General features: G+C 59.2%; 23 protein-coding genes. 16 read left to right on the top strand and 7 right to left on the bottom strand.

Features of this window, described 5'->3' with window-relative positions:
* Window positions 1–23: 23 nt before the first annotated feature.
* The 5 genes from NKH36_RS22220 to NKH36_RS22200 all read right to left on the bottom strand — a co-directional run bounded on the left by NKH36_RS22220 (window position 24) and on the right by NKH36_RS22200 (window position 4500).
* Entirely contained in the window at window positions 24–548 is a 525-nt protein-coding gene (locus NKH36_RS22220; RefSeq protein WP_352962137.1) for a prepilin peptidase, read from the bottom strand.
* A gap of 9 nt (window positions 549–557) precedes the next feature.
* Window positions 558–1100 carry a tetratricopeptide repeat protein gene (locus NKH36_RS22215; protein ID WP_473633885.1) on the bottom strand — a complete coding sequence of 181 codons (543 nt, stop codon included), beginning with the start codon at window positions 1098–1100 and terminating at the stop codon, window positions 558–560.
* Between the two features lie 71 nt (window positions 1101–1171).
* Entirely contained in the window at window positions 1172–2122 is a 951-nt protein-coding gene (locus NKH36_RS22210) for a type II secretion system F family protein (protein WP_352962195.1), read from the bottom strand.
* A gap of 18 nt (window positions 2123–2140) precedes the next feature.
* Window positions 2141–3112 carry a type II secretion system F family protein gene (locus tag NKH36_RS22205; protein ID WP_352962141.1) on the bottom strand — a complete coding sequence of 324 codons (972 nt, stop codon included), beginning with the start codon at window positions 3110–3112 and terminating at the stop codon, window positions 2141–2143.
* Window positions 3112–4500 carry a TadA family conjugal transfer-associated ATPase gene (locus tag NKH36_RS22200; RefSeq protein WP_352962144.1) on the bottom strand — a complete coding sequence of 463 codons (1389 nt, stop codon included), beginning with the start codon at window positions 4498–4500 and terminating at the stop codon, window positions 3112–3114. The genes NKH36_RS22205 and NKH36_RS22200 overlap by 1 nt, the downstream gene beginning before the upstream one ends.
* Before the next feature lie 532 nt (window positions 4501–5032).
* Here NKH36_RS22200 and NKH36_RS22195 point away from each other — a divergent pair.
* The 11 genes from NKH36_RS22195 to NKH36_RS22145 all read left to right on the top strand — a co-directional run bounded on the left by NKH36_RS22195 (window position 5033) and on the right by NKH36_RS22145 (window position 13457).
* Window positions 5033–5206, top strand: coding sequence for a Flp family type IVb pilin (locus NKH36_RS22195; RefSeq protein ID WP_352953116.1), 174 nt, complete (start codon window positions 5033–5035; stop codon window positions 5204–5206).
* A gap of 141 nt (window positions 5207–5347) precedes the next feature.
* Entirely contained in the window at window positions 5348–5521 is a 174-nt protein-coding gene (locus NKH36_RS22190) for a Flp family type IVb pilin (protein ID WP_352953115.1), read from the top strand.
* Window positions 5522–5618: 97 nt separating this feature from the next.
* Window positions 5619–6659, top strand: coding sequence for a Flp pilus assembly protein CpaB (gene cpaB / locus NKH36_RS22185; protein WP_352962147.1), 1041 nt, complete (start codon window positions 5619–5621; stop codon window positions 6657–6659).
* A 43-nt stretch (window positions 6660–6702) separates the two neighbouring features.
* Window positions 6703–8142, top strand: coding sequence for a type II and III secretion system protein family protein (locus tag NKH36_RS22180; protein ID WP_352962149.1), 1440 nt, complete (start codon window positions 6703–6705; stop codon window positions 8140–8142).
* Complete coding sequence (locus NKH36_RS22175; RefSeq protein ID WP_352962151.1) at window positions 8129–8410, top strand: hypothetical protein; 282 nt, start codon at window positions 8129–8131, stop codon at window positions 8408–8410. The genes NKH36_RS22180 and NKH36_RS22175 overlap by 14 nt, the downstream gene beginning before the upstream one ends.
* A 64-nt stretch (window positions 8411–8474) precedes the next feature.
* Complete coding sequence (locus NKH36_RS22170) at window positions 8475–9959, top strand: TadE/TadG family type IV pilus assembly protein (RefSeq protein ID WP_352962153.1); 1485 nt, start codon at window positions 8475–8477, stop codon at window positions 9957–9959.
* Window positions 9959–10510 carry a TadE/TadG family type IV pilus assembly protein gene (locus NKH36_RS22165; RefSeq protein WP_352964551.1) on the top strand — a complete coding sequence of 184 codons (552 nt, stop codon included), beginning with the start codon at window positions 9959–9961 and terminating at the stop codon, window positions 10508–10510. Before NKH36_RS22170 ends, NKH36_RS22165 begins: the two co-directional genes overlap by 1 nt.
* Before the next feature lie 2 nt (window positions 10511–10512).
* Complete coding sequence (locus tag NKH36_RS22160; RefSeq protein ID WP_352962156.1) at window positions 10513–11139, top strand: TadE/TadG family type IV pilus assembly protein; 627 nt, start codon at window positions 10513–10515, stop codon at window positions 11137–11139.
* Window positions 11136–12299, top strand: coding sequence for a CpaE/TadZ family protein (locus tag NKH36_RS22155; protein WP_352962158.1), 1164 nt, complete (start codon window positions 11136–11138; stop codon window positions 12297–12299). Before NKH36_RS22160 ends, NKH36_RS22155 begins: the two co-directional genes overlap by 4 nt.
* Complete coding sequence (locus NKH36_RS22150; RefSeq protein ID WP_352962161.1) at window positions 12283–12873, top strand: L,D-transpeptidase; 591 nt, start codon at window positions 12283–12285, stop codon at window positions 12871–12873. The genes NKH36_RS22155 and NKH36_RS22150 overlap by 17 nt, the downstream gene beginning before the upstream one ends.
* Window positions 12870–13457 carry a hypothetical protein gene (locus tag NKH36_RS22145; protein WP_352962164.1) on the top strand — a complete coding sequence of 196 codons (588 nt, stop codon included), beginning with the start codon at window positions 12870–12872 and terminating at the stop codon, window positions 13455–13457. Before NKH36_RS22150 ends, NKH36_RS22145 begins: the two co-directional genes overlap by 4 nt.
* A gap of 454 nt (window positions 13458–13911) precedes the next feature.
* On the opposite strand, the gene NKH36_RS22140 is transcribed toward NKH36_RS22145, so the two are convergent.
* On the bottom strand, window positions 13912–14451 hold the full coding sequence (locus NKH36_RS22140; RefSeq protein ID WP_352962166.1) for a hypothetical protein: 540 nt from the start codon (window positions 14449–14451) through the stop codon (window positions 13912–13914).
* 341 nt (window positions 14452–14792) lie between these two features.
* Between NKH36_RS22140 and NKH36_RS22135 the strand changes: the two genes are divergently transcribed.
* From NKH36_RS22135 to NKH36_RS22120, 4 genes are read left to right on the top strand one after another with little or no spacing between them, the layout of a single operon-like run.
* Window positions 14793–16241: a TolC family protein gene (locus tag NKH36_RS22135; protein ID WP_352962169.1), complete on the top strand. Its 1449-nt coding sequence runs from the start codon at window positions 14793–14795 to the stop codon at window positions 16239–16241.
* Window positions 16242–16281: 40 nt separating this feature from the next.
* A complete protein-coding gene (locus NKH36_RS22130; RefSeq protein WP_352962172.1) occupies window positions 16282–18411 on the top strand; it encodes a type I secretion system permease/ATPase in 2130 nt (709 codons plus the stop codon).
* Window positions 18412–18460: 49 nt separating this feature from the next.
* Complete coding sequence (locus NKH36_RS22125) at window positions 18461–19750, top strand: HlyD family type I secretion periplasmic adaptor subunit (protein ID WP_352962175.1); 1290 nt, start codon at window positions 18461–18463, stop codon at window positions 19748–19750.
* Window positions 19740–20378, top strand: a complete 639-nt coding sequence (locus NKH36_RS22120; RefSeq protein WP_352962178.1) for a ribbon-helix-helix domain-containing protein — start codon at window positions 19740–19742, stop codon at window positions 20376–20378. Before NKH36_RS22125 ends, NKH36_RS22120 begins: the two co-directional genes overlap by 11 nt.
* A 197-nt stretch (window positions 20379–20575) precedes the next feature.
* Here NKH36_RS22120 and NKH36_RS22115 read toward each other — a convergent pair whose 3' ends face one another.
* Complete coding sequence (locus NKH36_RS22115; protein WP_352962180.1) at window positions 20576–21526, bottom strand: transglutaminase-like cysteine peptidase; 951 nt, start codon at window positions 21524–21526, stop codon at window positions 20576–20578.
* Window positions 21527–21848: 322 nt separating this feature from the next.
* Here NKH36_RS22115 and NKH36_RS22110 point away from each other — a divergent pair.
* Window positions 21849–23749, top strand: a 1901-nt coding sequence (locus NKH36_RS22110; protein WP_352962183.1) for an Ig-like domain-containing protein, incomplete at its 3' end; no start/stop codon positions are given.

Below are 23749 nucleotides of genomic sequence, written 5' to 3'. Positions count from 1 at the left end.
CTCTGGCAGCCCGGAGTTCGGCGCTAAAGCGGTGGCGCACCGAGAGCGTCGAGGCTGTATGCGATCTGGAATACTATCGTGCAAATCGCCGCTGCTGAAATAGGCACGCCAAACGGCACCACGCCTTTCCTATCCAGATGCTGGACGTAAACGCGAAAGGCGCCTGCCGGCAGCAGGAATGGATTCTTGACAAGCAGTGCCGCGACTAGCGCAAAAACCAGCAGCAGCACGGAAAACACGGCTAGGCCGCTGCCGCCGATCAGCAACGGCACCACCGCCATCAGCTTGACATCGCCGGCCCCGATCTTGCGCATGGCCCAGAACGGAAAGAGCGCGACAAACAGCAAAAGACCGGCAAGCCCGCTCAGGCCCATGTCCCACCACGACCCGGATTGCACCGACAGGAGCTGCAGCGAGCCCAGACCCAGGCAAAGCAGCAGCAGCACATTCTGGTTGGATATCTTCTGGGTGGTGAAGTCGAGCCAGGCGATCCTTACCAGCAAAGGAATGGCTAGTCCCTTCAGCAGCACCGATGCGGCGAGCAACATGCTACCGCCTTACCGCTCGAGATTCTTCACGCTGGACGACAGGAGTTGCAGATTGTTGGCCACGGTCGGATCGTTGGGCGCCAGCTCGTAAGCCTTGAGGAAATTGCTGCGCGCGTCCTGCAGCTTGCCGCGCAGCAGATAGGAATAGCCGACATTGTTGTAATATTCGGGTGTCCCGCCGACCAGCCGGAAGGCTTGGCGATAGGCCAGGTCGGAGAGGTCGAAGCGGCGGATGCGATCGCTAGAGGCGGCCAGGCCCATCCAGGCACCACCATCATTGGGCGCAAGTTGCGTCGCCTTGTAGAACAGGGCGCCGGCATTGCCATAGTTTTCCGCGCGGAACTGGTTCTTGGCTTCGGCGACGGCCTGGTCCGAGGCATAGTATTCGACGTCGCTGACCGTCTTCAGCCCGTCGAAGGCATCGCCAAAGGCTGTGACGTCACCTTTCGAGGGCTCGTTGGTGCGGACGACGCCGCTATCAGCCGTCTGACAGCCGGAAAGCACGATAAGCAGCAGGCTGGCTATGGCTGCGAGGCGCATTGGCCCTGTCATTGCGTCGGCCCTGTCATTATCGTCCCCCTAGAGTCCTCCGACTCTGTATTTCGACCAAAGCATATACCTGCCTAGAAGAAAATGCCCTTCATTCGGATAATAACAGGCAGCATGACAACCATCATCACCACTGGAAAGATGCACAGCCCCAATGGGATCATCATCTTGACGGGCAAAGCATTGGCGCGTTCCTCGGCGCGAAGGATTCTCTGTCCACGCATTTCGTCGCTGTAGACGCGCAGGGCTTCGGTCAAACTTGTACCGAGCTCCTCGGATTGCCGGAACAGAACCGCCAGCGCCCGCGCCTCCTCAAGCCCGATACGATCAGACAGTTCGCGCAGCGCCTCGCGCAGCGGCTTGCCGGCGCGCAACTGCAGAGTCATGATCGAAAGCTGGATACCGAGCCATTTATGGGTGCCGGCCAGTTCGTTGCTGACGCGCTCGACGGCTGCCTCGAGGCTCATGCCCGCATCGGCGCAGGTGATCATCATATCCATGAAATCCGGAAAGCCGCGACGATAGATCTGCTTTTGTCCATTCTCGAACCGATCGAGCGCGATACTTGGAATCACGATACATCCCAACCCAAGCAAGGCTGAACCTCCAAAGGCGACAAGGCTGGGTAATTGGGGCGGCAAAATCCTGGACAAGAGTGCATACGTCACAACAAAGCCGACGCAGACTGCGCCGAGCCGCGACAGAGTATAAATCAGCGGCGCACCTGACTGGTAGAAGCCGGCGCGAAAGAGCTTCGCGTCCAGGGCGCTGGGCTCGTCCCGCTCCTTCTCGATCGATCGAAAATACGCCTCGACCGGCCGCTGCGCTGAAATCCTGGCCCGTTCTTCCTGTCCTACAAGTGAGCGGCGGTTGGGAATACCCTGTGCCATTAGGCTTTGCGCAACCAACCTCCGCGTCTGCAGTGCCGGCATGATGACAAGCGCGCCTAAGAGGAATAGCGCCACCGCCGCAAGGAAAACCGCAATGGAGACCAGAAGGCTCAGATCCTGGGTAGTCGAAAACAGGTTTATGGCTGGCTCCCGTCAAAAATCAAAATTGACCATGCGATACATGATGAAGTCACCCAGTAGGGCCCATAGCCCGAAAATCAGGAACACAGGCATGATCAGCGGGCTATTCCAGACATCGCCATAGTAGCTCGGGGCGAGGCCCGTGAGGATGGCGAGCATCAACAGCGGAAACAGGGAAATGATCCACGCGGACATTCGCCCCTCGGCCGAGAGCGCCTTGATCTTCAATCTGAGTTTCTGCCTTTCGCGCAGCACCGATGCGAGGTTCGACAGGATCTCGGTCAAATTGCCACCGGTCTTGGCCTGAATCGACAGCGACACAGACAGCAGTTGAAGGCCCTCGAAGCCGACGCGTTGCGAGAGTTTCCGCACCGCGTTTTCAAGGCTAAGGCCGAAGGTGATTTCGTCGGAAACGATGCCGAACTCGGTGCCGAGCGGATCAGGCATTTCACGGGCGACAAGACCTATCGCCACGGAAGTCGGATGACCGGCGCGCAGCGAACGCACGATCATGTCAAGTGCATCCGGCAATTGTTTCGCGAATTTCTGGATTCGCTTGGCGCGCGCGCGGCGGAGAACCAGAAACGGCAGGACGAATCCGATGAGAAGAAAGACGATACACGAAACCACCGCGGAGAAGTGCAGCAGGAAAGCCAATACCAGTGCCAGTACCAGTCCTGCGAGAATAAATGTTGCGACAAACGACAGCGGATTCCCGGTAATACCCGATTGGGTGTATAGCCTGTTCAGCCCGACCGCATTGAAAAGAAAATCGCCCGAGCCGGTAAGCCCACGTTCTCGCAGCAATCCCTGCAAGGTCTGTTCGGCCGGAACCTCGTCAGCGAGCCGCTTCAGCCGACGGTTGATCGTGCTGACCGTTGAGCGGCGCTTGGCGTAGGTCACGTACAGAGCCTCGGCCGCGAGAATGACCGACGCCGCCACCATCACATAGATGAGGTAAAGCAATGTCTGGCCCGACGGCATCAAAGCGGAACCTGCGGATTGAAGGCATCCTTGGCGAAGTGGTGGCCGAGCGTCGCCGCTTCCTGGGCAAAGCGCGGACGGATGCCGGTGGCGCGAAATTCACCGACGATCTGACCCTCCGCACTCACATCTCGGCGAACGAAATGGTAAAGTTCCTGAAGCTGGACGACATTACCTTCCATACCGGTCAGTTCCGATATGGAAACAACCCTCCTTCCCCCGTCGGAGAGGCGTTGCGTCTGCACGATGATGTCGATCGCCGACGCGATTTGCGCCCGGATTGAATCATGGCTCATCGGCATGCCCGCCATGCCGACCATCTGTTCCAATCGCGATATCGCGTCCCGCGGCGTGTTGGCATGGATCGTGGTCATCGAACCTTCATGGCCGGTGTTCATCGCCTGCAGCATGTCAAAAGCTTCCTCCCCACGCACCTCGCCGACGATGATGCGGTCGGGCCGCATGCGCAACGCGTTCTTGAGCAGTTCGCGCTGGCGGACCTCGCCCTTGCCCTCGACATTCGGGGGGCGCGTCTCCAGCCGGCCGACATGCGGCTGCTGCAACTGCAGTTCCGCGGCGTCTTCGATGGTGATCAGGCGCTCCCGAGACGGGATGTAGCTCGACAGCGCGTTGAGCAGCGTCGTCTTGCCGCTGCCGGTGCCGCCTGAAACCAGGATCGACTTGCGTGCCTGCACGGCGATCCGCAGAAGGTCGATCATCGGCTGTCGGATCGAATTGAACGCCATCAGGCGCTCGAGCGAATAGGGATTCTTGGAGAATTTGCGGATCGATACCAGCGGGCCATCCACCGAGATCGGCCGCACCGCGATGTTGACACGCGACCCATCTTCCAGCCGCGCATCGACCATCGGCGCGGATTCATCGACGCGTCGGCCGATGGCCGAGACGATCTTGTTGATGACACGCAGCAGATGCGCCTCGTCGCGGAAACGGATCGAGGTCTCCTCGATCACGCCGCGCCGCTCTATGAAAACGCGATTGTGCGTGTTGATCAGTATGTCGGAAATTGAATCGTCTTTCAGCAGCGGCTCGATCGGCCCCAGGCCGAGCATCTCGTCGGCGGTGTCGCTGGTCAATTGATCGAGCTCGCGAGCATTCAGCGGCACGTTGCGAGCGCGGACAAATTCCCGCACGATCGGCCGGATCTCATTCAGGATTTCATCCTTGGACGCGTTTTCAAGGGCGGTCAGGTTGAAGCGATCAATGAGGTGGCGGTGGAGCTCGACTTTGAGCGACAGGAAATCGTCACCATGCGGTTGGAAGTCGACAACAGGAGAAAGCGCCGGGGCAGCGGGCAAAACCGCCATCGGCTCGAGCTTTGGCTCGACTCGCACGTCGCTTGGCCCTTTGGTGAACCGCCCCAGCATATCGCGTTATACTCCCCCGTAAAATCCGTCGCCACGGAAACTAAACGTTAACCACGCAGGGCACAAGCGCCAGTCGCGCACCATGCAATTTAATACTTCAGACATAGTTAAGATCAAGCGTCAGAAAACGCGACGTTTATTTGGTCAGCGGCGTTGTCCTAATGGAACGCGAGGACTCGCTTTTCAATGCAAGTGCCTTTTTTTGCTACAAAGCCGTCATGGAGCGCACCTAAGGCCTTAGATATAAAGGAATATGCACTATCGCTAATACCGCCCCACTTCCGCCTTACCCACGGCCAAATTGTGAACGAATGGTTAAGATGGGTTGAAAAACGAGCCGAATCAATGCTTTGGTCCGCCTGAGATCGGCAGTATTCTTGCCAGATCATGTATAGGAAAGTTAAGAAACCCTTAATCCCGTTTGACTCTGATTTTCGTCGGGACTTAGATCGAGATGACGGGGGATGCTTGGGTATGGATTTCATCCTTGGCTCGTCTCGTCGGGTTCAAACCTCCAAGGGGAGAAATTGGCATGAAGAAGCTCATGACGATGACCCGGCAGTTCCGCGACGACGAAAACGGCGCTGCCATGGTCGAATACACTATTTTGCTCGGCATCATCACCGTAGCTGTGATTGCATCGATCATAGTCGTCGGCGCCTGGGTCGGCACTCGGTGGACGACGCTGTCGGCAGCGTTGCCGTGATATCTTGACGCTGTCATCGACGCCGGAGACACCTGCGGCGTCGATGGACTAAGGTTTCGATTAAAGATGACGGGGGATGCTACGGTATGGATTTCATCCTTGGCTCGTCTCGTCGGGTTCAGACTCTAAGGGAGAATTGGCATGAACAAGCTCATGACGAGGACCCGGCAGTTCCGCGATGACGAAAACGGCGCTGCGATGGTCGAATATACCATCTTGCTCGGCATCATTACCGTAGCTGTGATCGCATCGATCATAATCGTCGGCGCATGGGTCGGCACCCAGTGGACGACGCTGTCGGGAGCGTTGCCGTGATATCGTGACGCTGATCATCGACGCCGCGACTATCTGCGGCGTCGATGATCAAGAATAATACAGCAAGCTGTGCAAACGCAGTCGGGTGGGGCAAGAAATGCGCGCAAACAGTGTCATCATGATCGTTCTCGCCGGCGTGTTCGGCGTGGTGGCGGTGGTGCTCGCCAATATTTGGCTGGCTAGCCAGCGCAGTGCAATGGCGCGGACGGATGATGTCCAGCGCGACACGGTCGTGGTGGCCGCGATGCCGTTGAAGTTCGGCGACACGCTGACGGCAGACAAGCTGCGCGAAGTCGCCTGGCCGGCAGGTGCGGTCCCGACCGGGGCGTTCAAGACAACGAAAGAAATGCTGGAGGGAGAAGGCGCCAAGCAGGCATTGCAGGCGATCGGTGTCAACGAGCCTGTTCTCGCCACCAAGATCACTGGCCCCGGCCAACGCGCCACACTTTCGGCGATACTCGGCGAAGGCATGAAGGCCGTTTCTATCAGGGTCAACGACGTGCTCGGCGTCGCCGGATTTGTCTTTCCGGGCGACCGGGTCGATGTGCTGCTGACGCGCAAGGTGCGCACCGCTCAGGGGGCGGACCAGAGTTTTGTCGACGTGCTTTTGCAGAGCATGAAGGTGCTCGCCGTCGATCAAGTCGCCGATGAAAGCACCGAAAACCCGACGGTCGTGAAGGCGGTCACGCTCGAGGTCAGCACCAGGGACGCCCAGAAGCTTACTCTCGCCGCCGACGCCGGCCAACTGTCGCTGGCGCTTCGCCAAGCCGCCGCCAGCGATGGCGAAACGATCGAACGCATTACGCTTTCAGACTTGACTGGTGATACGCCGGACGATGTCGCCGCCAGGCAGGCCGAACTCGCCAAGCAGGCACTAGCCGAGGCTGAAGCGGCAGTCGAGCGCAAGCGCGCGGACGACAAGATCAATGGGCTGACCCAGGCTGTGGAACGAGTAGGAAGCAGGCTCGACCTGTTGAGCAGCGCAAAACCTGTTCCGGCAGTGGCCTCAGCACCCCACGTGCAAGAAGTGGTTAAGGAAGTGGTCAAATATGTGCAGCCGGAGCCGCCGTCGCGTGCGACGATCGGCGTCTTCAGGGGTGTGAAGCTCGAATCTTACGACGTGCCGCGACAAAAATAATGCTAGAGTATTGCCGAACGGATCGGCAAGGGGGGTAGTCTAGATGCGTATGTTCCGGGGACCACTGGCGGCTGCCGCGCTGGCGTGTTCGGTCATGTCATTGCCGATCGATCTTGCTGCTCATGCAGCCGACCGCAGGATCGATGTATCGAACCCCAGCGTCCACCGTATTTTCTTGCCCATGTCGCAGTCGGTGACGATCCAGGTGAACGCCACGCTTGGCGACATCGTCGTCGGCGACGAAAAGATCGCCGACGCCCAGCCAATGACCGACCGGACGCTCTATGTCATTGGCAAGAGCGCCGGCACCACCACCGTCAACCTCTTTTCAGAAGACAAGCGCTCACTTGGCGTGATCCAGATCGAGGTTGGCGTCGACGTGAGCGACATGGCGCAAGCGATCCGGCAGGTGGCGCCCAGGTCGCGCATCGATATCGGTTCGATCAACGGCAAGGTCAGGCTTGGCGGCCACGTCAAGGACGGCGCCACGCTGGCGGCGATCATGCAGGTTGCCCAGCAATATGGCCCCGACGCGATCATAAACGCAGTGACCGTCGACGACAGCCAGCAGGTTAACCTGGAAGTTCGCGTACTGGAGGCCAAGCGCAATGCCGGCCGCGATCTTGGGGTCTCGATCAGAAGCAACAGCGGCTCGACCCGAACCGCAACCGGAATTGCCGCCGTCGACGAGGATGGTGTCGTGCTGGGGCCGGGCAATCTGCTTACCGGCCTTCTTTCGAACACCAGCCCGTTCGCGGCGCTGATCACCCGCGTCATCGACAGCAACATCAAGGTCGACCTGATCATTGAGGCGCTCGAGGCCAAGGGCGTGGTGCGCACGCTTGCCGAACCCAACCTCACCACTCTTTCCGGTGAGGTTGCCAGCTTCAATGCCGGCGGCGAAGTACCTATCCGCGTCGACGACGGTGATGGCGAGATCAGCATCGAATACAAGCAGTTCGGCGTCAATCTGCTGTTCACGCCGGTCGTCCTCGAAGACGACAAGATCAACATCAGGCTGGCGCCGGAAGTCAGCGACTTGACCGGTTTCACCACCGCCGGAGACCCGATCTTCACCAACCGCAAGCTGTCTACCGTCGTCGAGTTGCGCGACGGCCAGAGCTTCGCGGTCGGCGGGCTTTTGTCCAGCAAGAACACCAAGATCCAGAGGCAGGTGCCGTGGCTCGGCCAGGTGCCGATCGTCGGGACGCTGTTCCGGAATTCGAGCAACCAGAAGGAAGAGACCGAACTGGTCGTGATCGTAACGCCGCGTATCGTGCGGCCGGTAAAGCCTGGCGAGCAGCTGGCGACGCCGTTCGACAAGACGCGGCCCGCCAACGACCCGGAGTTCTTCATCCTCGGTCAGCTCGAAGTGACCAAGGACATGGTTCGCAAATATGAACTGGGCCAAGGCGTGGTCGGCCCCTACGGCCACATGCTCGACCTGAAATCCAAGGACAAGATGATCTATGTCAAGAAATAGCGCGTTGATCATCATCCTGTGTGCCGCCCCGCTGACTGGCTGCGCCGATTATCTTAACCGCTACGAAACGGTAACACTGGCTGCCGGCGACACGCAGAAATACAATTCTCTGCTGCAGACGGTCGATCCGCTCAATCCCGCGTCGAAGAACACAACGATCGAGGGCGATGGCGCGCGCGCTGCCGCTGTTGCCCAGAATTACAAATTTCCACCACCACCGCCGCCTCCGCCGGCCATAACGGTCAATGTCGGCGACACCGGGGATTAAACAGAAGGATGCGGGTTCAGCGTCAGGCAAAGTGACTGGCGTCAGGGGAGCTAAGAGTAAGACCATGCTGCGGATTGTTCGCGCGTTCTGGCACGATCAACGGGGAATAGCGCTGATACTGGTCAGCATCATGCTGCCGGCAATCATCGGTTTTTCCCTGCTGGCGATCGATATGAGCCGGGTCAACAACCTTCACAACGATCTTCAGAAGGGGGCGGATGCGTTTGCTCTAGCAGGCGCGGCTGAGCTGGATGGGACGTCGGGCGCTATCATCCGTGCTGACAGGGCGATCGCTACGCTGGTAAGCAATCGATATACCTTCTCGACCTCCGGCCCCCCTCAAACGCTAGCCGCCGCCGGAGTAACACGCCGCTATCTTCGCTCGTTGCCGGCCACCGACGATCTCCCGATCGTGGCCGCCAATGTGATCACCGACGAACTGAACGACGCCAGACTTGCCCGTTTTGTGGAAGTCACGGTAACCCCGGTCGGATTTGCCGCGATCTTTCCGGCTTCCTTCTTGTCATCCGGCGCCAGCAACAGTTTCAATGTCGGGGCAGTCGCCGTGGCGGGCTTCACCTCCGGCGTCTGCGATTTTACACCTGTCTTTATGTGCAATCCCTATGAGATGGTGAACGGGACAAACAATGCCGGGGGTTATACGCTTGAGCAGGCTGTTTCCAATCCGGCTGTCCATCGTCGGTTGATCGAACTGCGGAAAGTTGGAAATGGGGCTGCTGCTGGTCCAGGTAATTTCGGCTTCCTCGAGCCTCCGCCAAGTGTGGGAAATGGTGCTCAAGCGCTGGCTCAGACGATCGCGACATCAAGGCCGATTGGCTGCTATAACTCCGCGAACGTTACCACCAAGACCGGTCAGAACGCCGGCCCGGTGCAGGATGCCTTCAACGTTCGTTTCGGAATTGGAGCCAACGGTAACCACTTCGATAGTCCTGAATACGGCCCAGCCGCCAATGTCCGAAAAGGGGCTATACGGACCACAGGTAGCGTCAATCAATGCGCTGCGATGAACCAGCTTTCATTCACCGAAGCCGGAACGATGGGCCTTCCGCGCGATGCGACAACGCCGTATCAGGGCGGCAGGATGGGCGACGGAGATTGGAATTTTTCCGGATATTGGAGCACCAACTTCGGTTCCGCTTCCTATCCATCGTCATGGGATACGACCAAGCCGACGCGCTATGAGGTCTACCGCTACGAGATATCGGCCGGGTTGGTGAGCACCGCATCGACAGGTGGAGAGATCGGAACGCCGTCGGCAGCTTGCCAGCCGCCGGTCACCTCAGTCGATCGTCGGTTGATTTATGGCGCGATCCTGAACTGCACTGCACTCGAAGCTGCGGGCAACGGCCTGTCCGGCCACAGCACCAATCTGCCGGTCGAAGCCTTCGGCAGCTTCTTCCTCACTGAACCGGTTGCGTCACCATCGGATGATGCGTCGGTGATGGTTGAACTTGTCGACATTACCGGTCGCGGCGGCCAGGGAACACTCGACAACTTCCTTCGCGACGAAGCCCAGCTTTATCGGTGATGGCGATGATCAGAACGCTATGCCGCCACCTCGACAGATTTCGACGCGACAGCCGTGGTGCGGTCCTCGTCGAAATGACGCTGATCACGCCGCTGATGCTGATCTTGTCGGCAGGTGTGTTCGAGTTCGGCAATCTGATCCACAAAAAGCTGCTGATGGAGGCCGGTCTGTCGGACGCGGCACGCTTTGCCGCGCGCTGCAACAGCCAACTATATACTAGCTACCCTGGGTTCACGGCGATCAACTGCGCCGATATCGCAGCAAACATCGCGGTGTTCGGCAATGTGGCAATGACAGGCAGTCCGCGCATCAGCGACTGGGAGAAATCGGGGGGGGCATCCAATAATGCGACGGTGACCATCGCCGCCCCCGCTTCCTGTCGCGACGCCGTCGTCGCCGGCGTCACCCAATATCGCTCCACCACTGCACAAGTCTGTATCGTCCGAGCGGTCGGCAACTATCCATATGCCGGCGTCGGCATGCTGTCGTTCATCGGAATCGGTCCGATCACGCTGACCGGCTCTCACGAGGAGCGGTTGATCCGATTCTGATCATGATCACGCGTTTTGCGAAATCGGAAGACGGCGCGGCGATGGTAGAAATGACCATCGTGGCGACGCTGCTGTTTGCCCTTGTTCTCGGTTTCGTCGATTTCGGCAATGCCTTCTATCAATGGAATTCGGCCACCAAGGCCGTACAGATCGGCGCAAGGCTGGCCTCCATCTCCGATCCAGTCGCGCCGCAGATTTCCACAGCTGGCCCGACTACGACGCCGGGAGCGCCAGTAGTCGCGGGTTCTTTTTCCTACGTTTGCAACGGCGCAACGTCGACCTGCAGCTGCACAGGCGCCTATTGTGTCGCCGGCGTGTGGTCAGCAGCAAATTTCACCAGAATTTATGCAGGTGACGATGGGGTATGTGGTCCCGTGGCCGGCAGTCGTCTCGGCATGTGCGACTTCTACCCCTATCTGCAGCCGGCGAACGTCGTCGTCCGCTACTCGGCTACAGGGCTTGGCTACCAGACCCGGCTGGGCGGTCCTGTACCGACAATAACAGTCAGCCTCCAGAACGTGAACTTCCAGTTTTTCTTTTTGCAAGGGTTGATGGGTTTTACGAATATCACCATGCCCTCGATGCTCAGCACGGTCACGGGCGAAGACCTGAGGAGTACATCGCCATGAACGCCATCAACACCAAGGTACTCCCGACCAAACGAAAGCAGGTGGCGCTGTTTTCGTCGGATCCGCAATTCAAGCGCGAGGTGGCGACGCGGCTGGACGCGCTGGCCATCTACGATGTCAGGATCTCCGAGACGGCTGACTTCCTCAAGGGCCCGCCCGCTGAGACGCGGCCGGGCATCGTCATCCTCGACCTGGCCAATGGCGAGCTGCTCGGCGAGCCCGGCATCGTCGCGGCGCGCGCCTTGTGGGCGACCGTGCCGTTGATCGCGGTTTCCGACGAATTGACCTCCGAAAAGACGCGTATCCTCGTTCGCATGAACGCCTCGGACTGGTTGCACAAGCCGCTCGACGCCAAGGAGCTGCTGAACGCGGTCACCTTCCACGACACCGGCAACCAGGGCACCAAGAGCCGCATCATCACTTTCATCAGCGCCAGCGGCGGCGCCGGCGCCACGACGATGGCTCTGTCGGCGGCGGAGTTCCTTGCGTCGAAATCCACCGAACGTGCGGCTTCGACCTGCCTCGTCGACCTCGATTTCCAGAGCGCCAATTGCGGCGCCTATCTCAACCTGTTCAACCAGTTCGACCTGGCCGGCATCATCGGCCAGCCGGAAAGGCTCGATGTCGAACTGATGGACGTCATCAAGCTTTCGCGTCCGTCCGGCCTGACCCTCTATTCGTTCGAGAGGCCGCAGCTGCCGTTTGAGCCGCAGGGCGCCGATTTCGTGTTCCGGCTGCTGGACCTCGTCGCCTACCGGTTCGACGACATCGTCATCGACCTGCCGAATATCGAAACCCCCTGGCAGAATTCCGTGCTTTCGACGAGCGACGAGATCTTCATCGTCTTCGAGCTCAACGTCGCCTCGCTGCGGCAAGGCAAGCGGCTCTACACGAAGATCCGCGAGCTGCGCGGCAATTCGGTGAGCATCACGCTGGTCGCCAACAAGCATAAGCGCAAATGGTTCGGCAACCACTTTTCGCGCAGCGAACTCGAGAAGATCTTCAAGGCGCCGCACATCAAGTCGGTCGGCCTGGACAATGCGCTGCTGACCGACGCGCTGAACCGGGCCATCCTGCCTTCCGAAGTGGACGGGCGGGCGCGCTTCAACAAGGACCTGAAGCGGATGTTCAAAGAGCGGCTCGATGTCGCAGCCCGGTAGATACCGCATCGTCCCGAGGCTTGCCGGCGCCTGCATCATCGGCCTGGCCGTGGGGATGCCGGCAGGAGAATTCGCCCAAGCCCGATCCGCGTTGTCGGATCGGCCGCCGCTGCCGGCAATGGGCCCCAGCCTGCGCAAGGCGGTTGCTCTCCAAACCGTGGAACAGCCCGGCACGATCATCATCCGCAAGGACGAGAAGGCGCTCTATCTGGTAACCCGGCAGGGCCATGCGCTGCGCTACCAGATCAGCGTCGGACGCGACGGCTTTGGCTGGACCGGCATCGTCAAGGTGGGAGCGAAAACGGAATGGCCGGAATGGCGCCCGCCCAGGGAAATGCGCGCCCGCCAGCCGGAGCTGCCGGAAATGGTGCCCGCCGGTCCCTACAATCCGCTCGGCGCCAGGGCACTCTATCTGCTGCGGGACGGGCGCGACACGCTCTACCGCATCCACGGCACCAACGATCCCAAGGGCATCGGCTTCGACGGAACATCGGGATGTTTCCGTCTTACCAACACTGATGTGATCGATCTCTTCAAGCGCGTCCCGGTCGGCGCAAAGGTGGTGGTCCAATGACGATGATCAGCGACCCGGATATCCCGGCAATCGACATTGGGCCGGCAACCCACACTGAAGAGCAAGCTGCAGTGGGGAAACCGAGCAATGCAAGGATGATCGGCGTTGTCGCCGCCGGCGCCTTGCTGATCACGGCGGTGAACATAACGGCCGCGATCTATTTCTACCGCGGCATCAACGATCTGCGTCTTGTCGAACGGCGGTTGGAACAGCTCGGATCGTTCGAGCAACGGATCGCAGCCCGGCTTGATACGGTCAACAACGGCTTCCAAAGCCGGTTTGAAAAACTGGACAGTCAACTGCAGGGCAGCTTCAACGAAGTCAAAGGCAGTATTGCCCGGCTTGAACAGGTGCTGCCCCTGGACAGTGACGACGACATGTCGAGCATCGCGGAGCCTTCCGTGATCACGACCAGCACCATGGCGGAAGCAGCCGCCGATCTCGAAGAAGCAACCGAACCCAGTATCATCGAAGCGCCGCGCCCGCCCAAAAAGAGGGTCGCGGCGGCGCCCCCTCCTCCAAACTCGTCCTACCAGCGCATAGTGCAGCCTGACGGCAAGGTCCACTACAAGAAAATCAACTAGAAGCGACAGACATCGAGAGACGGGTTTTTGCGTTCAGCTTTGTGCAGAGCTGCCGTCGTCTTGTTGGCAATGCCGATCGGGAGCGCGACGGCTGCGACCTGCTACCGTGTTGTCAATGTCGACTTTTGGGATGTTCTCTATATCCGATCGCAGCCAAGCCACCTCTCCAGGGCTACGGGCGCAATCGCTTCTGATCACAACGGCATCCTCGTGGCCACAGGCCCATGCCGGCCGGCCGGGGCGCACCGAAAGCGGCAATGGTGCCCGGTCACCTACTATCCCTTGCCGTCAGTCAGCCTGGACGGCTACGTGAAGGCCCATTTCGTGAAAACCACGGCGTGCCCTGGGTCCTAAATCGCGTCGCGTTTGAATGGATTCATGCGACGCGCTTTAAGTTCCTGTTCTTATGCATGTCGTTATCGCAAAACCGCTGCGCACTTTTGCGCGACATGCATTAGAGATCCCGCTGCACAGCAATAAGCCGTATGGCGAGCGCCCGGGAACGCTGTCGCGCTTCGCCGAGAAACGCAACATGACAGTAGGCGCAGGCTGCAGTGCCCAGAAACAGCACCAGGCTGTTTTGCCATGTGAAATCGAGGATCAGCGAGAACGGATGACCGCTCGGCGCGGTGAATGCCGCAATCGTGCTCGCTGTTTCAGAATGGCTGCTGGAAGCCATCATCAACCCGGCGAAAAGCAGAGCGGCGTGGTTGGCAAGGAAGAAGAACGCGGCCGATTTTCGCGTCCGGCAAGCCATCCAGCAGAGGATCGATGCGGCGGTCAGGATGGCGGCATCAGGGGCCATTGAACCGCTGAGATAGAGGTCGACCTGCTGCCAGAACATCAACGACAATGGGCGCAGTTCAAGCCAGATCCGCCACAGGGTGGGGCTGGCCGGATAGGTTCCCAGCAGGAACGTCGCTGCTCGCCCGCCTGCAAGAATGAGAAGAATGAGAGCCGGGAAGGCAAAAAGCAGTAGCGGCTTGCGCGTCATGTTCCCTCGCCAATCGACAAGCAGAATGGACTGCAAAGATTGCGCGAAGCTTAATGGAAGGCGCGTCCTTCCCGAACAGAGGCGCTTTTGCGCCAAGCCCCCGAGGAGTCGCGGCGAGCAACATTGATCATCGGCGCAGCCCACAACCGTGGCGAGCCGCCCGTTTATGTGCCATTTTTGCTACATCCCCGAAACTTTATGGCCCAGACCCTATTTAAAGCCGGTGCTAAATCAATAAACACTCACGTATTCGAAGAATTTATCGGATAACTTGTCAAAGCTTCGGTGAGAAGGCTTGGCCATACAAAAAGTACCAGGCAGAAGCGTGGGTGGGGTAGACCATGAATACGACAATCAAAGTGGCCATTGGCAAGCGCCTTGGCCTGCTCTTCACATTTTCGATGCTGGCTTGCGGGAGCGCTAGTGCCCTCACGCTCAAGGAAGCGATGGCCGTGGCCGTCGAGTCCAATCCGGAGATCGGCCAAGCGGTCGAAAACCGCGAAGCAATCGAATTCGAACTGCGTCAAGCGAAAGGGCTCTATCTTCCCAGCATCGATCTCGAGGCATCCGCGGGAGCCCGCCGCCTCGACAATTCGTCCCGACGAGCGCTCTCCATAGAGGAGGACGGGCTCTATCCGGCGGAAGCGGGTGTCGTGATATCGCAAACGCTCTACGACAGTGGAGCACGACGGGCCGAACTGAACCATCAGGCGTCGCGGGTCGATGGGGCTTCTTTCAGAGTTCTGGAGCGATCTGAATTCATCGGGCTCTCTGTCGTCCAGGATTATCTTGAATACATGCTGCAGGCCTCGATCGTTTCAGAGGCGAAAAAGAACCTGGGCTTCCATCAGGGGATTCTCGGAGATATCCGGCAAGGCATCGCGGGTGGTGCGCTGAACGATGCCGACGGCCAACAAGCCCAGGAGCGGCTTTTAGCAGCCAAGGCACGCTTGCAGGAAGCCTCCGAAGAGCTGGAGCAGGCCAAAATACGATTCTTCAAGACCGTCGGCAAGCCGCTGACCAACGCCACAAGGCCAGGCAGTGTTGGCGGCGCGCTGCCAAGGTCGCTTGACGAGGCGCTGGGACTGGCGCGCGAGAACAATCCGCGCGTTCACATGGCCAACAGCGATATCGACGCCGCTGCTTCACTGGTGGATGCAGCCCGGGCCAAATTCGGACCCGCTATTGTCGCCGAAGGCCGTGCGCGGGCCGGATATGATGTTGATGGCGATGACGGCGACGCCAGCGACCTGCAAGCGCGGCTCGTGCTGCGCTGGAACCTCTATCGCGGAGGTATCGACAAGGCCAACGAACAAGAACAGATCCGCCGCACCAGCGAACAGCGACTCGGATTGCATCAGGTCTTGCGGGAGATCGAGGAAGCGGTCCGCACCTCATGGGATCGCCGCTTCCGGCAAGCCGACCTCGCAAAAACTCTGCGGCTGCAGGCTTCCGAGAGCGCAAAACTCGTCGTCTCCTATCGCGAACAATTCAAGGTCGGACAGCGGTCGCTGCTCGACGTGCTTGATGCGCAAAATACGCGGTTCAACACAGCAACGCTGGCGGATACTGCCTCCTACGCATCGCTGTTCGCCGAGTATCGGCTGTTGGCGGCGACCGGGCAGTTGCTGAAAACGATGAACCTTCAGCCGGCAAAACAGGCGGCGGCTTATGCCAGGACCGAGTTTGCAACGCCGGAGACTGCTGACACCGAAACCTATGCGCGCACCCCGTCGGAACAGAAAAATGATCTGCCTTTCGACATCCTCGCCCCGGTCAGGAAAAAGTAGCTCGGTTTAAGGATCGATCGAGAGTCCTTGCGGGCAGATCGTGAATCAGAAACCCAACATCCTCTCCCCTAAAGAGGCATTCAAGGCCTGCTTTTCGGCTGTTGCCGGATATCTCGGCAGACCGAGCGCCGAAACCGTCCTGTTCGCCGGGGTTCCGCTTTCAGAGACGCGAATAGAGGTGGAGGACATCAGGCATCTTGCCGAACGGATCGGTCTGGAGGTCCAGGAATTCAGCCACCGGGATTTTCTGCGCGGTCGTGTCGATCTTCCCGCCATTCTCTTTCGCGTCAGCCAGTTGCCTGTTGCCCTGCTGGCGGAGATGCAAGACGGCGCATATGCGACCGCCCCGCAGGAAGATGGCCGCACGATCATCGCCAAAGCCGAGCTTGCCGCCGGTTTCATCAGTGGCGGCGTATCCTTTTCGATAACCTATGCCAATGCCGCCGAAGGAATGAAGGTCGGTTCGGCGGCGAAGATAGAAAGGCGTCACTGGCTGACGGGAACGATGGGCGCCTTCTGGCGCACCTATTCGAAAGTGGTCCTGTCGGCGATATTCATCAATCTGCTGGCCATCGCCTCGCCGATCTTCACCATGAACGTCTACGACAGAATCCTGCCGAACAAGGCGACATCAACGCTGTGGGTTCTGGCAATCGGCATCGGCGCCGTCATTTTGTTCGATCTGCTTTTGAAGACCGCCAGGGCGTCTCTCATCGACTATGCCGGGCGCAAAGCAGATCTGCGAATATCATATCTTCTGTTCGAAAAAGTCCTCAACTCGTCTCTGTCAGCGCGCCCTGGCTCGACCGGTGAATACGCAAATCGCGTGACCCAATATGAGTTCGTGAGGGAGTTCTTCACCTCCAATACCATCAGCGTCTTTATCGATACGGCTTTTGTGTTCGTCTTTCTTCTGGTCATCTATGCGATAGGCGGCTGGCTGGTGGTGATACCGGCATTGGCCTTCGTGGCGTCGGTCATCGTCGGGCTGATTACGCAGCGACGTATCGGCAAGCGAGTCGCCGCCTCGATGAATGAAGCTTCTCAGCGCCAGGCCTTGCTGGTCGAATCCATTTCGACGCTGGAGACGATCAAATCGCTGCGGGCCGAAGCGTATCTGCTGCGGAAATGGGGTGAGCACTCCAAGAACGCTGCCAATACGTCGGAAAAGATCAAGCAGCTTTCGGCCGCCGCCGGCAACATCACCCAGGCCATACAGCAGCTTGTGACCGTCGCCCTGGTCGTAGCCGGCGCGTATGCCTTCTCGGAAGGCCATATTTCTACGGGAGCAATAATAGGCACGGTCATGCTGGCGAGCCGCGCGGTTGCTCCACTTGGCCAGATCGCCATCACGCTTTCGAGACTGCGGCAAGCCATGCTCTCGTTGAGAATCGTCAATTCGATCATGGCTCAACCGGAAGACCGGCCGGACACGGTGGGCTTCGTCAACCGCCCCATCCGCAACGGTGCGATGGTGTTCAGGAATGTCGGGTTCGTCTATCCCGGTTCGGAAAACGAGGTTCTGACCGGCCTCAATTTTTCGGTCAAACCGGGAGAACGGATCGGCATCATCGGCCGCATAGGGTCCGGCAAGACAACGATGGGTCGCCTGATCGGCAGGCTTTTTCTTCCGACCTCGGGAGAGCTTTTGCTCGACGGCATCGACATCCGCCAATACCACCCGTCGGAGGTTCGCGCTGCGGTAGGAATCGTCGCCCAGGCCGGCGATCTGTTTTCAGGCACCATCAAGGAAAATCTCCTGATGGCGTGCCCCGAGGCGACCGATGAGGAAATCATCGACGCCGCAAAGGCCGCCGGCGTCGACGAGTTCGTCTCTCGCCACCCGCGCGGCTATGACATGAATGTCGGCGAGCGGGGTACCAATCTCTCGGGGGGGCAGCGACAGACGGTGGCAATTGCGCGCCTGCTGCTGACCAAGCCGAAAATCGTCTTCCTGGACGAGCCGTCAGGCTCAATGGATCTCGCCTCGGAAAGACAGTTGATCAAACAGCTCAAAGTGGCCTTCGATGAAAAAACGACGCTGATCGTGTCAACCCACCGCTACAGCATGCTTGAGCTGGCGGATCGGCTTATCGTTGTCGAACAAGGCAGGATAGTTGCAGACGGGCCAAAGGAACAGGTCGTAAAGGCACTGCAGAAAAGTGGCTGATAAAAAATAGATTATATTGAGCGAGTTCAATATAATGGGGCGTAAGGAAATGCTTGCCAAAGAAGATCGTCCGCCGCTTTTCGCGTCGGCGTCCATATTCATCATAGGAGCGCTCTTCGTCGTTTTTGTTGCTTGGGCAGCTTTTGCCGAAGTCGACGAAATCGCACGCGGCGACGGCAAGGTCATCCCGGCGTCCAAGACCCAAATCATACAGGCCAGCGAAGCCGGCGTCGTCCAAGAAATCGCCGTCAAGATTGGGCAGGTCGTCAGGAAAAACGACCTGATCATTCGCCTCGACAACACGCTGAATACGTCCAGCCTTGGCGAGCAGCAGGCCAAGTCTCGCGCGCTTGAAGTGCGGATCGCAAGGCTCAAATACGAACAAAGCGGCAATCTCGCAGGGCCTTTTCCGTGCCCGGCCGACATTCAGTCGATCGCTCCGCAAATCTGCGAGAATGAACAAAAGCTTCTCACAGCCCGGCGCGAAAACTTCGACAATAAATTGTCGGTTCTCAAATCGCGCCTCGACCAGCGCGAGAAGGAACTGGACGAAGCAGCCGCCAATTCCGACCGCCTCACCAGGAATCTGGCCGTTAGTGACCAAGAGGCAAAACTGGTTGGATCAATGGTCAAAAAGGGGCTGATGGCCAGGACAGAGCAAATCCGGGTTGAACGGGAGCAGACCGAACTCAATGGTCAGCTGAACCTGTCCGGCGAGACAGTCAAGAAGATCAGGTCAACGATCACCGAAGCCCAACTCCAGGTCGAGGAGCTTGGCCTCCAGCTGCAGCAGGAAGCACTGGATGAACTGACGCAGGCGCTGGCAGAGCTTTCGGTCGTGGACGAAACCATTCGTGGGGCCACCGACAAGGTAGCGCGCACCGATATCCGTTCGCCGGTGGACGGCATCGTCAATACACTGGAGCTAAACACGGTTGGCGCCTTCGTGCAGCCTGGCTCGGTTGTGGCAGGCATCGTGCCCACCTCCGAAACCTTGCTGATCGAAGCGCGCGTCTCGCCACGCGATGTCGCTTTCATTCGTCCCGACCAGGAGGCGCTGATAAAAGTCACCGCTTATGACTTCTCGATCTTCGGCGGCATCGAAGGCAAGGTCTCCAACATCACCGCCGACAGCCTGGTCGACGAGAAAACGGGTGAGCCCTTTTACCAGGTGCGTGTCGCGACGGACAAGTCGACCCTCGAAAGGGACGGCAAGGCCTATTCGATCATCCCCGGCATGATCTGTTCAGTCGACATCAAGACAGGACGCAAGACGATCCTCAGTTACCTTTTGAAGCCGATCAACAAGGCGCGTCAGGAGGCCATGAGTGAGCGCTAGCGCCAACTCTCCTCCCACCACCGATGATCGGTTGCTTCTGCCGATCACCAGAGAGGATTTCGGGCTGGAGTTCCGGGTTGTCGCGCGTGGCGGCATACGCCGCGGCATTCGTCTGGAAAAGGCTTTCTGGATGTCGCTGAAGCAGATGGCTGAAAATAGGAAATGCACGATCGGCATGCTGATCGACGAGATCGCCAAAAATCAAACCAAGACTGGTAATCTGACGTCGGCGATACGGGTGGCCTGCATACTCGGGCTGGCGGATGAAAACCTGATCCTACGAAAGCTTGCATCGATCAGAACGATCAATGCCATATTGGTTGCCTGCCCCTCGCCCGCTTTTGCCTTGGCGTCATCGAAGAAGATCCTGACTTTCAATGCTCCGTTCCAGCAACTGGTCAAGCGTCAGTTGCCGACCGGACCAAACAATGATGCCCGACAAGATCTCAAGCTGGCGCTGGATCTCAATGTCGCTGACATTTTTGCCCGACTCGATGCCAATGGCGAAGTTCCGATCGCCAGCGGCTTCGTCATCGGCGCCGGCGAACGTCGGTATCGAGGTCAATTGAATGCAGTGCGGGCGCCCGTACCCGAAATGGAGCTGCTGATGGCGTTCGTCAACGGCTGATGCATGTCGCGCAAAAGCTTGCCCTTGGGCTTGACCCGGGGCTTGACCCGAGGGTGCGCAGCGGTTTTGCGATAACGACATGCGTAAAAACAAGAACTTAAAGCGCGTCGCATGAATCCGTTCAAATGCGACGCGCTTTAGAGCTGCCGCTCCAGGCAGTGCAGCTCAATCCTGGGTGACGATGCTTCGCGTAATTTTCAGTGGAATATATCCGGCTCCGAACCTTCGCCAGGAGCAACCGTTGGGAAAGCGCCTTTGATGTCTGCTATTTGCGCGCCTCCTGGTTTTGCGCCATGGATCCACGCCCGGTCAGTGCTGAAGGAATACAGCGGCAGATAGTCAGGGAGATCGCTGTCTTTCAAAACAGTGTTGTTGAGACTGTCGAGGATGAATGTGCCGCTACCCGTACTCACCGACAGCACGGCATGAAAGAATTTTCTGCGGCGATCCTGGAGAACAACGAGCGACATGCTCTGCGCCGGGATGCCGGCCCGCAGCAGAGCCGCCATCTTGAGGATGGCAAAATCCTCACAGTCGCCAGCCCGCCGCTCGAGGATTTCCGAAGGCTTCGCCCAATAGTCGAGCCTGCTGTAAACTGCACTGTCTTTCTTGTAGGCAATTGCACGGTTTATGCTGCTGTTGACGAAGGACAGCTTGTCGCTGAATCGCCGGTCTTTGACAGCGTTAACGATCTCGGCAAAAGCAGCGCTCTTGCGCTCGCACGCACTGCTTGCAGAGCAGCCGGCGATGGCCCTGTAGACAGGTGCCCAGCGCGCCGAGACGGGAGAGTTGCGCATGGACAAGGCAACCGATCCGAACACACCGGGGATTATCGCCGCCGTCTGCACAGGATCTATGCCGGCATCGCCTCGCGACGTCGAAAGAGCCTCCCCGTTATAAGCAACAGCTGGCCCGTAGCTGCCGGGAAACACATCTGTGCGGTAAGTTCCAGCAGGCCGCCAAGGCTGAAATCTCGCCAGCGAAACGCCGCCGAGGCATGGCGGCGCCTGCACCTTTTCCAGCGCGCCGCCCGCAGCGACATCCGCCACAATGGCATTCGCGAGTGCTGGCTGCGACAGGCCGACAAGGCCGACCGCCAGCAAAAGCATTTTGAGCCCGGTTGCCAGGCCAGCCTTTTCTTTTTTCATAACGCCCACCTTTGACTGTGGACGCTACCAATCTTGTCTCAAATTATTGGAAAGGAAGGTAGATAACATTGTCGCAAAGGGCTTCGTCTGTTTTGTACAAAATTTTATATATATTTATGCTTATTGTTTCGCGTCATTGTCGTAAGCGTTGCCAACAAATCGGCTTGCGGCCCCAACATATATTGGGTTATATAAATGTGGTTTACCATGCGTAAAAAATAGTGGCAGATGCATATTAGGATATATGGAATAGATTACGAGACTGTTGCAAAGCCGAGGTGACCGCTGTCTCTTCCAGAGAAATACCGGAGGGGTTTCAGCTATGGCGACAATTACCGAATTGGACAATGTTTCAGGTTCTTCGGACGAACATTCTGCTTCTAATGAACACAGCGCCCTGGCATCGGCGGCAGGAATCCAGGTCGCGCAAGCAGACTCGACCGAGCAACCGGCAGCAGCCGAGCCGGTGCCGGCGGATGTGGGCAACGGCGCACCAGTGCAAACGGAAGCGCCGGCAGCGGCCAATGCACCAGCGGCTGCGGCGCCGCATGAATATGTAGCCGACGCCAGCAACACCGTGAGATTTCCGGCCAACGTCGCCATCGACAATATCCGAGTCGATGGCCGCCACCTTCTGCTCGAACAGCCAGACGGCTCGGTGGTCGTCATCAAGGACGGTGCCCTGAACGTGCCGACCTTTATTCTCGGCGACATTGAGGTGCCGCGCGTCGCCTTGCTGGCGGCGCTTGAAGCTAGCCATGTCGACATTGCCTTCGGCGCCGACGGCTCGATCTCGGCGGGGCCGGGAAACGGGACGCCAGGCAGCGCCGGCGGAAACTTCGCGGTTCCGGTCGGCGGGATCGGCAATGGATTCGATCTGTCGGCGTTGCTGCCGCCGACGGCCTTGCAGTTTGGCCGTTTGGAGCCGCGGGAACTGACGATTGGCGTCAGGGAGAAAGACTCTACCCCTTCGATTGATCCTGTGGCCTCGACCACGGTCTATGAGGCTGGCCTGCCGGCACGCAGCGGCGAGTCACAAGGCTCGAACGAGCCTGCGACCTCGGAGACGACCTCCGGCACGATCGGCTTCAGTTCGCCGGACGGCGTGTCGGAAGTCTCGCTGGGCGGCCATGTGCTGACCGGTGTGCCCCAGACCTTCACCGACGCGACCGGCTCGCTGACAGCGAGCTATGTCTATGATCCCGCGACCGGCCTCGGCACGATCAGCTATTCCTATACTCTCATCGACAACACCTCCGGAGACACCACCAGCGTAAACCTCCCGGTCGCGGTGACGGACGCCGACGGCGATCCGGCAGCGCCAGGCAACCTGGCCATCAACATCGTCGACGACGCGCCGACGGCGATTGCCGACACGGACAGCATCGCGGCGGGTCAGTTCGGCCCCGCGACGGGTAATGTGCTTGCTGGCGGGACAGACGGCCTTGACGTCAACGTGACTGACGGGGCGGCCGACACGCAGGGCGCCGATGGTGCGACCGTGGTCGGCGTCACGGGCGGCACGACGAATTCCGATCTGGACGACGCTGGTACGCTTGGCGTGCAGATCCAGGGGACTTACGGCAAGCTGACGCTGAACGCGGACGGCACCTACAGCTATGCGCGCGATGCCGGCACGCCCGGCGGCGTCGACGACGTGTTCACCTACACCATCAAGGATGGCGACGGCGACCTGTCGCACACGACACTGACAATCTCGATCGGCGATGCACCGCCGGTGATCAGCGACCTGACGCCCGAGGCCCGTGGCGGCGACGTGACGGTGAATGAAGAGGCGTTAAATGTCGGGACGCCGGGCGGGCCCGGGTCGAACCCGTCAAGCACGGCCGAGACCGGTACGGGCACCTTCACCATCTCCTCGCCCGACGGCATTGCCTCGCTGACGATTGGTGGTCAGGCCTTCATCACCAATGGCGTGTTCACGGCGGGCTCGTTCACGACGCCGGAGGGCAACACGCTGGCTGTGACGGCCTACGATGCCGCGACAGGTCAGGTGAGCTACACCTACACGCTCCTCGACAACGAGGCACATCCCACCGCCCTCGGTGAGAACAGCCTGTTCGAGAACTTTGCAGTGGTGCTGACCGACCAGGACGGGCAGAGCGCCAACGATACACTCACCATCGACGTCGTCGACGACGTGCCGACGGCGAACGCCGACACCAACAGCGTGGCCGAGGGCGCCATCGCCACCGGCAACGT

It is taken from the genome of Mesorhizobium sp. M1312 (assembly GCF_040318115.1).
Lineage (GTDB): Bacteria > Pseudomonadota > Alphaproteobacteria > Rhizobiales > Rhizobiaceae > Mesorhizobium.
The sequence above is the reverse complement of the archived record's forward strand: the minus strand, read 5'-3'. Positions and strand labels throughout refer to the sequence as shown.